The following is a 13,134-nucleotide window of genomic DNA, read 5'->3' as shown; positions in this document are numbered from 1 at the left end:
AAACCTCACCCGGACATGAAGCGCGCCACCCCGTTCCTCCTCGCCGTCGCGTCCGGCGCCGCGATGGCGCTGGCCCTCCCGCTCGTCCTGCCCTTCGTCTCGATCCGGCAGCTCGACGCGCCCGGCCGGCTCGAGCTCGTCGCCTGGGTCGCCCTCGTGCCGGCGCTCCTCGCGCTCCGGGCCGCGACCCGGCTCCGCGGCGCGTTCGCGCTCGGGCTGGTGGCGGGGCTCACCTACTTCTGGTGCGCCATCTACTGGGTGTCGCACGCGATGACCGCGTTCGGCGGCCTCTCGCTGCCGATCGCCACGGTCGCGCTCGGGCTCCTCGTCCTCTACATGGCGGTGCACTGGGGGGCGGCGTTCGCGGTGTCCTGGCGGATCCGCGACCGGCTCGGGTGGCCGCTCTGGACGCACCTGCCCCTGGTCTGGGTCGCCTTCGAGCTCTCCCGGAACTACCTCGCCTCGGGCTTCCCCTGGGCGAACCTCGGCTACACCCAGGCCCGGACGCTGCCCGTCGCCCAGCTCGCCGCCGCGGCGGGCCCGTACGGGATCGCGGCGCTCGTGGTGCTCGTGAACGCGGTCCTCGCCGAGGCGGTGGCGGCGCGGCGCGAGGGGCGGCCCGCGCCGATCCGAGCGCTCGCGGCGACCGGCGCGCTGGTCGCGGCGGTGGTCGCGGGCGGCGCGCTCCACCTCCGGGCGGTGCGCGCCACGATGGCCTCCGCGTTCTCGCTCCGCGTCGGCGTCGTCCAGCCGAACGTCGATCAGTCGGTGAAGAACGAGGCGCGGGACAACCGCGACTACATCCTCGCGCGCCTCGTCCCGCCGACGCTCGAGGCGGAGCGCCGCGGCGCCGATCTCGTGGTCTGGCCCGAGGCGGCGTACCCGCTCTACGTGCCGCCCGATCTCGACAGCCTCGCCCAGGCCCGCAGCGGCCTCCCGGCCCTCACCCGCGCGCACGTCCTGGTGGGCGCCTCGACCCTCGCGTGGCGCCCGGGCGCGGCGGGGCAGCGCGTCCCGCAGGTCGGGAACGCCGTGTTCCTCGTGACGCCCGGGCGCGAGGTGCTCGGCCGCTACCAGAAGCACCACCTCGTCCCGTTCGGCGAGTACGTCCCGGAGTGGGTGCACGCGGTGCTCCCGTTCGTCGGCCACCTGGTGCCGACCTTCGCGCCGGTCGCGCCCGGGAACGAGCTCGCCGTGCTCTCGTTCACGCCGCCCGCCCCGACCCCGCCCGCCGCCGTGGCGCAGGCCGTCCCCGCCTCCGGGGCGGCGGCGCCCGCGCCCGATACCCCGGCCCCGCCCTCCCACGCCGCCGCCCCGGCCCCGGTGCGGCTCGCGCCGCTCATCTGCTTCGACGCCATCTTCCCGGAGATCACCGCCGCGTTCGACCGCGGGTCGCCGGAGCCCGAGCTCCTCGTGAACCCGACCAACGACGCCTGGTACGGCTACTCGTCCGGCCCCTACCAGTTCCTCGCGATCGTGCGGCTCCGGGCCATCGAGTCGGGGAAGGCCGTCCTCCGGCCGGCGTACGCGGGGGTCTCGGCGGTGATCCTCCCGACCGGAGAGGTCGCGCCGGGGGCGCTCGAGGTCGGGCCGGTCGATCCGGACCTCGCCCCCGATCCCGCCGAGCCGGCCCGGCTGCTCGTCGCCGACGTGCCGCGGTTGCGGGGGCGCACCCTCTACACTAGCATCGGCGACCTCTTCGCCCACGCCAGCGCCGCGATCACGGGGCTCGCCCTCCTGGCGACCTTCCGTCGGCGGCGCGCGTCGGAGCCATCAGGGGAGTACTAGGAGCCATGGCCGCACCCACCACCGAGCGCCTGACCGAGCTCTCTCGACGCCTGGAGGCGCTCCGGGGGTCCCTTTGACGTCGATCGGAAGCAGCTTCGCGTCGCGGAGATCGCGAAGCTCTCCGAGGACGCCGCCTTCTGGACCGACAACGCCAAGGCGCAGGCCCTCCTCAAGGAGAAGGCCCAGCTCGAGCAGGTGACGCAGGCGTACGCGAAGGTCCGCCGCTCGCTCGACGACGCCCAGGCGCTCCACGAGCTCGCCGAGGAGGCGCGCGACGACGGGACGCGCGCGGAGGCCGCGCAGGCCGCCGAGGGGGTCGGGAAGGATCTCGAGGCCCTCGAGTTCCAGAAGATGCTCGCCGGCCCGAACGATCGCGCCGGCGCCATCGTCGAGGTGAAGAGCGGCGCCGGCGGCGTCGAGGCGATGGACTGGGCCGCGATGCTGTACCGGATGTACGCGCGGTACTGCGAGCGGAAGGGCTGGGAGGTGGAGCCGGCCGACCTGGTCGCGGGGGAGGAGGCCGGGATCAGCTCCGCCTCGTTCATCGCCCGCGGCGACTTCGCCTACGGGTTCCTGAAGGCCGAGCGCGGCGTGCACCGGCTCGTGCGCATCAGCCCCTTCGACCAGAACGCGCGGCGGCAGACGAGCTTCGCCGCGGTGGACGTCACCCCGGAGATCGCCGACGACATCGTCATCGACATCAAGGAGGCGGACGTCCGGATCGACACGTTCCGGTCCTCGGGCGCGGGCGGCCAGAAGGTGAACAAGACCGACTCCGCCGTCCGCATGACCCACATCCCGACCGGCATCGTGGTCGCGGTGCAGAACGAGCGGAGCCAGCAGAAGAACCGGAGCGTGGCCTGGAAGATCCTGCGGTCCCGCCTCTACGACCTCGAGGAGCGCAAGCGCCAGGAGGCCCGCGACGCCGTCGAGGCGCTGAAGAAGGACATCGACTTCGGGTCGCAGATCCGCAGCTACGTCCTCCAGCCCTACCGGCTCGTGAAGGACCTGCGGACCGGCGTCGAGACCGGCAAGGTGGACGACGTCCTCGACGGCGAGCTGGACCAGTTCATCCAGCCCTACCTGCTCGGAGTGCGGCGGACGGATCGGGTGGTGGAGGAGTAGGGGACGGTCTCACGGAGCGTCGAGAGACGGTCGGTAGCTTCACCGTGAGCGCCACGTCGCACTCCCTTCGGGGAGCCCGCGTATTACGAGCGGCGCTGGCGCGTTTTACGGGATTCGAGAACCGACGTATGACGCTGAGCAAACCTCGAAAAAGGGCACGTCGCTAGGGCATCGCTAAAGCGGTCACGAATGACTCGTGATCATCCCTGGTCTGGCGCCGACGGCAGTCGGGATCACCCGAGGACGCGCGAAAGGAGGGCCATCCCTCGTTCGGCCCAGAGCACGATCCGGTCGTCCTCCCGGTGATGCTCGAGGAAGCGTCTCAGCGCGTCGCCAGGGGGTCCCCCGCGCGGCGGCAGGTTCTCGAGGAAGTCCGCAGCGTTCTGGAAGTGGAAGAGCGTGCAAAACCGGACGGTTTCGTCCACGGTCCACCCCTTCAGGCGGCGGAGGGCCTCCTGCGCCGCTGCCTTCGCGCGTCGCTCGTCGCCGTCCCCGACGTCGAATCGCGTCTCCGCCTCGATCAGCGTTCCCTCGTCGCCGGGCTCGATCACGATGATGCGACCTCCCGCGCTGACCGCGCGAGCCGCCGCGAGGAGGCTCGCGTCCATGAATTCGAGCGCGACGTGGTGCAGCGACAGCGAGAAGATCGCCACGTCGAAGGTGCGTCCTGCGAGCCCGAGGTCCGCGGCGCTGGAACAGACGAAGAGCACGTTCGCGCCGGCCACCCGTGCGCGCGCTCGATCCAGCGCCACCGGGTCGGGATCGATCGCGACGACCTCTCTGGCGGACGCGGCCAGGTCCCGCGTGATGCGTCCCGACCCGCACCCGATCTCGAGGACCGCCTTGCCGTCGAGGTCGCAGGCAGATCGGATGTTCCTGATGAACTGGTCGGTCGGATCGAGCAGCACGTGACCTCCGGTCGAGGTGCGCGCCGCGTTCGAGCCCGCACGCGCGCCTGAATTTCACCACGCCCTTGGCCTGCTGGCAGGCCCTGGCGCCGCCTCACGCGCATGCCGGCACGCCCGAGCTCTACGGCGGCGTGTACACGATCGGCTGGCGCGCGAGCACGAACCGGTCGATCGCGTCGATGGCCCAGCCGGGCAGGTTGAGGAGCCGCACGCCGCAGCCGGACGGCTGCCGCCCCGTGGTGGCGCTCTTCTCGCGGATGAAGGAGACCTCGCCGTCGAGGTCGAGCTTGCGCCCGTCGGCGAGCCCGAGCCGGACCTGGAGCCGCGTGCCGGTCGGCGGGGGCAGGGCGGTGGCGATGAAGACGCCGCCCGAGTCCACCCGCCGCGTCGCCCCGACGTAGAAGTTGTGCTCCGACACGAGGCTCACGTTCACCTCGACGCGGGTGAGCATGGGCCGCTGCTTCGGCTCGTCCACCAGCTCCTCGTCGATGAGCGCCATCAGGTCCACCGGCGCGCGGGCGCGGCCGGTGCCGCGCGCCTCCGAGGCGTCGAGGGGCTGCCCCGCGGGCGGCGGGGGGACGAGGGCGCCGGTAGGCGCGGCGGAGGGGACGGCGGTCGCCCGGGGCGGCGGCACCGGGGGCGGCACGGCCGCGGTCGAGGGGACCGGGACCGCGTTGCGATCGACCACCACGAGCGGTCGCGCGAGGACCTCGCTCCGGGCGAGGGCGCGCTCCGCACCGGCGACGGCGGCGAGCGGCTCGACGATCTCGCGCGACGGCGCGATCATCACCACCCGCATGCCCACCCGCGCCGCGCTCGCGGCCGTGGTGAGGGCGGATCCCCACGTCCCGTCCGGCGCCGCCGGGAGCAGCAGGCAGACGACGTGCGGGGCGGCGGCGCGCATGAACGCGTCGAGGTCCGTCGGGCCCGGCACGCAGTACACCGCGTACCCCGCACGCTCGAGGTGCAGGTGGAGCGCGATGGAGACGTCGGCGTCCGAGCCCACCACCAGAACGCGCGACGCCGGGGCGGCGCCGGCCAGGTTCACGTGGGACGGCCTCCCGTCTCCATCATGATGCGGCGCTCGAGATCGGCGCGGTTGGTCGCGTTCGCGAGGGCGGTGTCGAGGCCGATGCGCTTCGCCTCGTGCAGCTTGTAGAGGTACTGGTCGAAGCTGTGCATCCCGAGGTCGGCGCCCGCCTGGTCCATGTAGCCGCGGAGCTCGTTCACCTTGGAGCCGTCGCGGATCATCTCGCGCACCGTCGTGGTCGCGAGGAGGGCCTCCACCGCCGGGATGAGGCCGGTCGCGTCGGCGCGCATGAGGAGGCGCAGGGCGATCGCCGCCTGGAGGTTGTCCGCGAGGCGGGCGCGGACGTTGTCCTGCTCGTCGGCGGGGAAGAGGCCGACGATCCGGCCGATCGCACGCGGGATGTCGGGGGTGTGGAGCGAGGTGATGACGAGGTGGCCCGTCTCGGCCGCCTTGAGGCAGATGTCCGCCGCCTCGCGGTCGCGGAGCTCGCCGACCATGATGATGTCCGGATCCTGCCGGAGCGCGGCGCGGAGCGCGTCGGTGTAGCTCGCGGTGTCCGAGCCGACCTCGCGCTGGATCACGAGCCCCTTGCCGCCGGCGAAGATGAACTCGATCGGATCCTCCACCGTGACGACGTGGAGCCGCTCCTGCTGGACGATGTGGTCGATGATGCTCGCGATGGTCGTGGACTTGCCGTTGCCGGTGGCGCCCGTCACGCAGACGAGGCCGCGCCGGGCGTCGGCGATGGTCTTCACGACGGGGGGCAGGTTCAGCGACTCGAACTCGGGGATCTGGAAGGGGATGGTCCGCATGACCGCGCCCCAGCTCCCGCGCTGCTTGAAGATGGAGGCGCGGAACCGCGAGACCCCCGGGAGCGAGTAGCTCCGGTCCACCTCGCGGAAGTCGAGCGGCGTGAAGCCGGACCCGGGCGCCTGCAGCACGAAGTTGGCGATCGCCTCGGTGTCGGCGTGGGTCAGCGGCGGGTACTTCGCCGCGAGGAGCTCGCCGAAGACACGGTAGGTGGGCGGATAGCCCACCTCGAAGTGAACGTCGCTCGCCTGGCGCTTCACCGCGAGCTGCAGGAACGAGTGAAAAATCTCCTCGCTGAGTGGCCCCTGTCCTTCCATGCCGGTGAGTGTATCAGGCGTCGGGCTTCAGGCGTCAGGCTTCGGGCTGGAAAGAGGAGGACGGCAGGTCGCGGACGGCGGGGGCGATGCCGTCGCCCTCGCGACCTCGAAGCCCGAGGCGCGAGGTCTCTCAGCAGGCTCGTCCAGACGCCGAGGGCCCGAGAAGGCCCGAGGTCCCTCCGGCGGGGTCGCGCGCGCACGCCCTCGCCCGGACACCGTGGAGGGCCTACTTTTCCCACATGCGGATCGCGCTCGTCTCGACGCCCTTCGTGGCGGTCCCCCCGCCGGCATACGGCGGCACGGAGCTCGTGGTCCACGCCCTCTCTCGCGAGCTCGAGCGCGCCGGGCACCAGGTCACGCTGTTCGCGACCGGAGACTCGCGGGCCCGTGATCTGCGGGCGACCTTCGAGACGGCCGTCTGGCCGCCCGATCCTTACGCCGAGGTCCTGCACGCACGCTTCGCGGCGGAGCACATCTCGCGGGGGGCCTTCGACGTCGTGCACGCGCACCTCCCGTCGCTCCTCGCGTTCGCGGGAGGGCTCCCCGCGCCCGTCGTGTACACGGTGCACCACGACACCAGCCCCGCGCTGTCCCGCTTCTACGAGCGGGTCCCGCCGGTGCGGTACGTCGCGATCTCCTCGCGGCAGGCCGCGCTCGCGCGCCCGTCGCCCCAGCACGTGGTCCACCACGGCCTCGACCCCGACCTGTACCCGGTGGTGGGGCCCGGGGGGAACGCCGCGTTCTTCCTCGGCCGGCTCTCCTGGTGCAAGGGGCCGGAGCTGGCGATCGACGCCGCGCGCCGCGCCGGGCTGCGGATCGTCGTGGCCGGGCGCGAGCACGGCGACGAGTGCCCCGACCGCTGGGCGCAGGACGTGCTCGCGCCGGCGCTCGCGCGGCCGCACGTCCGGTGGATCGGTCCGGCCGGGCTGACGGAGAAGCGCCGCCTGTTCGCCCGCGCCCGGGCCCTGCTCGCGCCGCTCCGGTGGGAGGAGCCCTTCGGCCTCGTGCTCGTCGAGGCGATGCTCGCGGGGTGCCCGGTGATCGCGTTCCCGAGGGGCGCCGCGCCGGAGATCGTCGAGGACGGCGTGACCGGGTTCCTGGTCGGGGACGTGCCGGAGATGGCCCGCGCGCTCGGCCGTGCGGCCGGCCTCGACAGGCGGGCGATCCAGGCGCGCGCGCGGGAGCGGTTCTCCTCCGCGCGCATGGCGGCGGAGTACGTCGCGGTCTACCGCGCCGCGGTCGCGGACCGGAGGCGCGCCGCGGAGCGCGCCGGCGCGGCGCGGGCGACGGGGAGGGCGGCGGAGGGAGGATGGACGACGCTGGCGCAGTGAGCACCCGCCCCGAGGATCTCCTCGGTTACTCCGACCCGTCCGCCCAGCCCGAGGCGACCGGCGTCGAGAAGCTCGTCCTCAAGCGCGGGAACCTCTTCCTCGTCGCGAACCGCCTCGGGGACGTCGCGCCGTCGGGGGCCCGCGACCTCGGCCTCTTCCTCACCGACACGCGCCACCTCTCGGCCTGGCGGCTGGGGGTCGCCGGCGGCCCGCCGCTCTGCCTGTCCTCGCAGGTGTCCTCCGACTACGTGGCGCAGATCGACTTCACCGTCACGAGCCTGCACGAGGGGGGCCTGCTCGGCCGCGAGCCGGTGAACTACGTCCACCTGCGCCGCGACATGCTCATCGACGACGTCCTGGTGGACCGGCTCGTGCTCTCGAACTTCCAGGGCAAGCCGGTGGAGGGCTGGCTCGAGCTCGGCTGGGCGGCGGACTTCGCGGACGTCTTCGAGATCCGCGGCGCGCGCCGCGCCGGTCGCGGCGCCTACCGCGTGCCGCGCATCGAGGCGGACCGGGCGGTGCTCCGGTACGACGGCCGCGACGGGCGCCGGTACGCCACCGAGATCCGGATCGAGGGGACCGCGCGCGACGGTCCGGCCCGCCTCGAGCACCTCGGCGGCCGCGGCGCGCGGGTGTCGCTCCGCCTCGAGCCGGCGGAGCGGGTCGAGGTGACGTTCGTCGTGGCCGCGGGGATCGAGCACGGCGCGCCGGGCCGGTCGCGGGGGCTCGACGAGGAGCGGCCGGTCCCCCGCGGTCCGTCGCGCCCGTTCGCCGCGCGCGCCGGGGAGACGCACGGTGCGTACGCGAGCTTCGCCCGCGGCGCCACCCGGTTCTCGGGGAAGAACGAGGTCTTCACGAGCGCGCTCGCGCAGGCGGTCGCCGATCTGAAGGCGCTCACCGTGTACCACTTCGGCGCGCCGGTCATCTCCGCCGGCATCCCCTGGTACACCTGCCCGTTCGGGCGCGACGCGCTCGTCGCCGGCTACGAGGCGCTCCTCGCGACCCCGGAGATCGCGCGCGACGCGCTCCGGTTCCTCGCGCGGCTGCAGGGCGAGCGCGACGATCCCCTCCGCGACGAGGAGCCCGGCAAGATCCCCCACGAGATCCGGTTCGGGGAGATGGCGGCCGCCGGCGAGGTGCCTCACACGCCGTACTACGGCTCGGTGGACGCGACGCCGCTCTTCCTCGTGCTCCTGGCCGAGTACGAGCTCTGGACCGACGACCGGGAGACCGTGGACGCCCTGCTGCCCGCGGCCGAGCGCGCCGTCGGGTGGCTCGACCACTGGGCGGATCGGGACGGCGACGGCCTCGTCGAGTACCAGCGCCGGACGACGAAGGGGCTCCGCAACCAGGGCTGGAAGGACAGCCACGACGGCGTGCCCTTCGCGGACGGGACGCCGGCGGAGCCTCCCATCGCGCTCGTGGAGGCGCAGGGCTACGCGATCGACGCCCGGCGCCGGATGGCCGACCTCCTCGAGCGACGCGGGCGCCGAGCGGAGGCGAAGGCGCTCCGCGCCGCCGCGCGCTCGCACGCGGACGTGCTGGAGGAGCGACTCTGGATGGACGGGCCCGGGACGTACGCGCTCGCGCTCGACCGCGACAAGCGCGTGGTGGACGCGGTGAGCTCGAACGCGGGCCACCTGCTGTTCTCGCGCGCCGTCCGCGCGGACCGCGCCCGGCGCGTCGCCTCGTCCCTCCTCGGGGAGGGGATGTGGAGCGGGTGGGGGATCCGGACGCTCGCGGCGGGCCAGCGGGCGTACAACCCGCTCAGCTACCACGACGGCACCGTGTGGCCGCACGACAACGCGCTGTGCGCCATGGGCCTCTCCGCGTACGGGATGACCCGCGAGGCCGGGCTCGTGCTCGGCGGGCTCTGGGACGCCGCGCAGCACTTCCGGCAGCTCCGGCTCCCCGAGCTGTTCTGCGGCCTGTCCCGCGCCGACGGGCAGTTCCCGGTGCACTACCCGGTCGCGTGCTCGCCGCAGGCGTGGTCGTCCGCCGCCTGGTTCCTGCTCCTGCGGGCGGTGCTCGGGCTGTTCCCCGACGCCCCCGCCCACACCCTGCACGTGATCCAGCCCTGGCTCCCGCCGTGGCTCCCCTCCCTCACGCTCGAGGGGCTCCGGATCGGGCAGGCGCGGGCGACCCTCAGGTTCACGCACGGTGTCACCAGCGCGTTCGCCGAGGTGCTCGACGTCCACGGGGGGCCGCTGCACGTGCGGATCGACGTGTGAGAAGTCGCACCCGACCCCGCACCCGAACCCGCACCCGTGCCCCGCCGCTTCCCGTGGCCCGTGCGGTGGGACAGGGAAAGAGGATCACGGGTTCGCGTGCGCGTTCCGGGCTCGGGCTCCTTCCTGCCCGAAGCCTGAGCCTCACCCGCCCTGCCGGGGCGCCGCCGGGCGCCGGGGGCCGGGTGCCGGCGGGGGCGCGGCGCGCGCCTCGACGGCGGGCCGGACGTGCAGCGCGGACGGATCGTCGAACCACTCCGCATACCCCGCGGCGACGTCGGCGTCGTCGAACGACGCGCCGACCCGCCTGTCCACGACGCGCCAGTCGCCGCCGACCCGCGCGACGAGGTACTCCGCGACGGCGCTCACCGGCGCCGCTCCGTCGCCGGGCACGGACGTGCGCTCGCGGACGGTCACCACCGCCGCGCCCCGCGGCGCCCGGCGGACCGCGAGCAGCTCGAACGAGTCGAGGACGCGGCGCGCCGCGAGCCGCCACGGGGCGAGCGGGTGCCCCTCGCCCCGCGCCGCGCGCCGGGCGATCTCGTCGAGTGCCCGGGGCGCGGTGAGCCGCCTCGCCACCTCGTAGGCTCGCGCGCGAGGCGGCGCCGGACGCCCGTCGGCGACGTCGCCGGCGTGGCGCTCCGCCAGCCGGACCGCCTCGAGGTAGCGAAGCACGCACCGCGCGGGGCCGCTGAGGAGGTTCTCTGGAGGGGGCGGCCACGCCTCGGGCGCCTGGCCGGAGGCGGCCGCGGCGGCGGCGAGGAGGACGGGGACGAGCACCATGTGGGTCCGCTCCAGGTGACGCTGGAGCGCCGACACGATCGGAACGGCGGCCCCCGCCGGCAATCCCTCGCCCCGCACGGCCGCCCCCGCACGCGGTGGGCGAGTGTGCGCGCCTGAGAGGCGCGCGCCGGCTCGCTCGATGTCTAGATTGGAGCCGACGCCGAGGATACACTCGACGCCCCGGCGGGAGCCCTCCCGCATCCCACAATGGCAGACTCGAAGCGCGTCCTCATCGTCGAGCCGGACAACGCGTTCGCGCTGTCCGTCGCGTCCCTGTTCCATGACGAAGGCCACTCCACCCGCGTCGCGGCGAGCTCCGCGGAGGCGGAGCTCGACATCGCGGAGCGGCGCCCCGATCTGTGCGTCGTCCGCGCCGAGCTGCCGGACCTCTCCGGGTTCTCGTGGTGCGCGCGCCTGCGGCACGACCGCGCCACCGCCCGCATCCCGGTGATCCTCTATTCGTCCGAGACGGCGCCCGAGTCGCTCGCGGAGCACGCGCGCACGCCGTGGGCGGCGAACGGCTACCTCGCGATGCCGCTCGACACCGACGCGCTCGTGAAGCTCGCGGCCCGGCTCCTGGCCGCCGCCGAGCCGGTCGAGGTGGACGACGCCGACGTCCAGACCGTCGAGCCGGAGGCCCCGGCCGAGGTCCGGGCCGAGGCCGGCCTGGAGCCCGGCGCGCCTGCCGCGGCGCCCGGCGCCGGGGACGGCGGCGGTGAGGGGGGCGAGCCCACGGGGGTCGAGACGCCGGGGGTCGAGGCGCCGGCGGGCGGCGCTCCGGGCGGCGAGGCGGCCGCGCGCGAGCCGGGTGGCGAGGAGCCCCCGGCACCGCCGCCGATGCCGCGGAGACCGCAGCGCTCGATCATCACGGACGAGGACCGGCTCTACGTGGACCGGGTCTTCCAGTCGATCGCGGAGCACCGCGAGGAGCTCGCGGCGGAGGCGCTCCGGCGCCGCCCGCCTCCCCGGCGCGACCTGCTGCAGACGCCAGAGGGGCGTGCCCAGCTCCTGCGCGAGGACCTCAAGTGGCGCGAGGCGCAGATCGCGCACATCGCGGAGATCTGGGAGGTCCGCGAGCGCGAGCTCGCCTCGGTGGACGAGCGCATCCACGACAAGGACGTCGAGCTCCAGGGGCTCAAGCTCCAGGTCGAGGATCTGCTCCGTCGGCTCGGGGAGGCCCGCGAGGCGTTCGTCGCGAAGGAGCGCGAGTACGGCGCTTCGGTGGACGGGCTGCTCCTCGAGAAGTTCAGCCAGGAGAAGGAGCTGATCGAGGTCGTCGCCGCGAGCGAGCGGCGGATCCACGAGCTCGAGCGCGAGCTGCGGCGCCGCGAGGACGACCTCGCGCACCGGAAGGTCGCCCTCGACGGCGCGCAGGAGGAGATCGCCCGCCTCGACCGGCAGGCCCGCGCGGACGCGGCGCGGATGGAGGCGCGCGAGCGGGAGCTGCAGGAGGAGATCGCCCGGCGCGCCGAGGAGCTCACCTCCGCGGAGGCCGCCCTCGAGGCGGCGCGGCGGGCCGCGGAGGAGGCGCAGCGCGAGGCCGACGCCCGGCTCGAGGTCGAGCAGGCGGCGCGGCGCGGCGTCGAGGAGGAGCTCGCCACGGCGCGGCGCGAGGCGGCGGAGCGCGGCGAGGCCCTCGAGGCGCGGGTGGCGGAGGCCACGGCCCGGGCGGATGCGATCGCGGCGGAGCGCGAGGCCGTCCGGGGAGAAGCGGCGGAGGCGCGGCAGGTGCTCGAGGCGCAGGTCGCCGAGGCGCGGGCGGCCCTGGAGGAGTCCGAGCGGGAGCGCGAGCGCGCCGCGGAGTCGGCGCGCGAGGCGGCGGCGGCGCTCCAGGCGCGGATCGAGGACCGCGAGGACGCGATCCGCGACCGCGAGCAGCGGCTGCGGCTCCTCGACGAGGAGTACCGGAGCTTCCGCGAGGCCGCGCGCGCGCGCGAGGAGGACCTCGGGCGCGAGGTGCAGGACCACCTCCAGCAGATCGGGGCGCTGGAGGGCGAGATCGAGGGGCTCTCCCGCGAGCTGACGGAGCGCGAGGAGGAAGCGCGCGCGGAGCTCGCCGAGGTGCGCGGGGCGCTCGAGGCCGAGCGCGCCGAGCTCCAGGCGTCGTCGGCCGGGGCCGCCCAGGAGGCGACGGCGCGGCTCCAGGCGCTCGAGACGGCGCGGGCCCAGGCGGAGGCCGCGCGGCTCGAGGCGGAGCGGGCCGCGGAGACCGCCCGCGAGTCGGCGGGCATCGCGGAGCGCGCCCACGAGGCGGCGCGGACGGGCTGGGAGGCGCGCGCGCAGGAGCTCGCCGCGGAGCGCGAGGAGCTCCGGCGCGAGGTGGACCGGCAACGTGCCGCCGCGGAGAGCGCCGGGCGGGAGCGCGACGCGGTCCGGACGACGCTCGACGCGCGCGACGCGGAGCTGGCGGTCCGCACCGGCGAGCGCGACGCGGCCGCGGAGGAGGCGGGGGCGCTCCGGACGGACCGGGAGGAGCTCGCGGGGCGGCTCGAGGACGCCGAGGCCCGGGCGCGCTCGGCGGCGGACACCGGCGAGGCGGCGCGCGGCGAGGTGCAGCGGCTCACCGCGAAGATCGCGGAGGTCGAGGCCGCGGCGCGGGCCGGGCAGGAGGCGCGCGCCGCGGCGGTGGAGCGGGTCGGCGCCCTCGAGGCGGAGCTCACGGCGGCGCGCGAGGAGGCGACGGCGAAGACCACCGCGGCGGCCGAGGAGCTGAAGGCGGCCCGCGCGGCGGCGGCCCGCGCCGAGGAGGCGCGGGAGGAGCTGCGTCGCCAGGCGCAGCGCCGGGAGGGCGAGCTCTCGCAGGAGCTGGCGGCC

At 75.1% G+C, this 13,134-nt stretch carries 9 protein-coding genes; 5 read left to right on the top strand and 4 right to left on the bottom strand.

Features of this window, described 5'->3' with window-relative positions; translation table 11 throughout:
* Positions 1 to 15 precede the first annotated feature (15 nt).
* Together lnt and prfB are read left to right on the top strand one after the other, a co-directional pair.
* A complete protein-coding gene (gene lnt / locus MNZ27_RS14885; protein WP_242394875.1) occupies positions 16 to 1,788 on the top strand; it encodes an apolipoprotein N-acyltransferase in 1,773 nt (590 codons plus the stop codon).
* Positions 1,789 to 1,793: 5 nt separating this feature from the next.
* Positions 1,794 to 2,913, top strand: a protein-coding gene (prfB, locus tag MNZ27_RS14880) for a peptide chain release factor 2 (protein WP_242394874.1) whose coding sequence is annotated in 2 segments (ribosomal slippage) — positions 1,794 to 1,862 and positions 1,864 to 2,913 — 1,119 coding nt in all. Because the reading frame shifts where the segments join, the coding sequence is not laid out codon by codon here.
* A gap of 233 nt (positions 2,914 to 3,146) precedes the next feature.
* Here prfB and MNZ27_RS14875 read toward each other — a convergent pair.
* From MNZ27_RS14875 to MNZ27_RS14865, 3 genes are all read right to left on the bottom strand, one after another.
* Entirely contained in the window at positions 3,147 to 3,821 is a 675-nt protein-coding gene (locus tag MNZ27_RS14875; RefSeq protein WP_242394873.1) for a class I SAM-dependent methyltransferase, read from the bottom strand.
* 121 nt (positions 3,822 to 3,942) lie between these two features.
* Positions 3,943 to 4,869: a PilZ domain-containing protein gene (locus MNZ27_RS14870; RefSeq protein ID WP_242394872.1), complete on the bottom strand. Its 927-nt coding sequence runs from the start codon at positions 4,867 to 4,869 to the stop codon at positions 3,943 to 3,945.
* Positions 4,866 to 5,978 carry a type IV pilus twitching motility protein PilT gene (locus tag MNZ27_RS14865; RefSeq protein ID WP_242394871.1) on the bottom strand — a complete coding sequence of 371 codons (1,113 nt, stop codon included), beginning with the start codon at positions 5,976 to 5,978 and terminating at the stop codon, positions 4,866 to 4,868. The genes MNZ27_RS14870 and MNZ27_RS14865 overlap by 4 nt, the downstream gene beginning before the upstream one ends.
* Before the next feature lie 239 nt (positions 5,979 to 6,217).
* On the opposite strand from MNZ27_RS14865, the gene MNZ27_RS14860 reads away from it, so the two are divergent.
* Positions 6,218 to 7,309, top strand: coding sequence for a glycosyltransferase family 4 protein (locus MNZ27_RS14860; protein WP_242394870.1), 1,092 nt, complete (start codon positions 6,218 to 6,220; stop codon positions 7,307 to 7,309).
* A complete protein-coding gene (locus tag MNZ27_RS14855) occupies positions 7,288 to 9,540 on the top strand; it encodes an amylo-alpha-1,6-glucosidase (protein WP_242394869.1) in 2,253 nt (750 codons plus the stop codon). The genes MNZ27_RS14860 and MNZ27_RS14855 overlap by 22 nt, the downstream gene beginning before the upstream one ends.
* A gap of 141 nt (positions 9,541 to 9,681) precedes the next feature.
* On the opposite strand, the gene MNZ27_RS14850 is transcribed toward MNZ27_RS14855, so the two are convergent.
* Positions 9,682 to 10,356 (bottom strand): hypothetical protein, encoded by a 675-nt coding sequence (locus tag MNZ27_RS14850; protein ID WP_242394868.1) that lies wholly within the window; start codon positions 10,354 to 10,356, stop codon positions 9,682 to 9,684.
* A 171-nt stretch (positions 10,357 to 10,527) separates the two neighbouring features.
* On the opposite strand from MNZ27_RS14850, the gene MNZ27_RS14845 reads away from it, so the two are divergent.
* Positions 10,528 to 13,134 (top strand): response regulator (locus MNZ27_RS14845; protein WP_242394867.1); only part of this gene is annotated, 2,607 nt, incomplete at its 3' end.

The sequence above is a fragment of the Anaeromyxobacter oryzisoli genome (assembly GCF_022690765.1).
Classification (GTDB): Bacteria; Myxococcota; Myxococcia; order Myxococcales; family Anaeromyxobacteraceae; genus Anaeromyxobacter; species Anaeromyxobacter oryzisoli.
The sequence above is the reverse complement of the archived record's forward strand: the minus strand, read 5'-3'. Positions and strand labels throughout refer to the sequence as shown.

Coding starts and splice junctions, on each gene's coding strand:
- MNZ27_RS14860 (WP_242394870.1), top strand. CDS start 6,218: ATGCGGATCGCGCTCGTCTCGACGCCCTTCGTGGCGGTCCCCCCGCCG.
- MNZ27_RS14865 (WP_242394871.1), bottom strand. CDS start 5,978: ATGGAAGGACAGGGGCCACTCAGCGAGGAGATTTTTCACTCGTTCCTG.
- lnt (WP_242394875.1), top strand. CDS start 16: ATGAAGCGCGCCACCCCGTTCCTCCTCGCCGTCGCGTCCGGCGCCGCG.
- MNZ27_RS14855 (WP_242394869.1), top strand. CDS start 7,288: ATGGACGACGCTGGCGCAGTGAGCACCCGCCCCGAGGATCTCCTCGGT.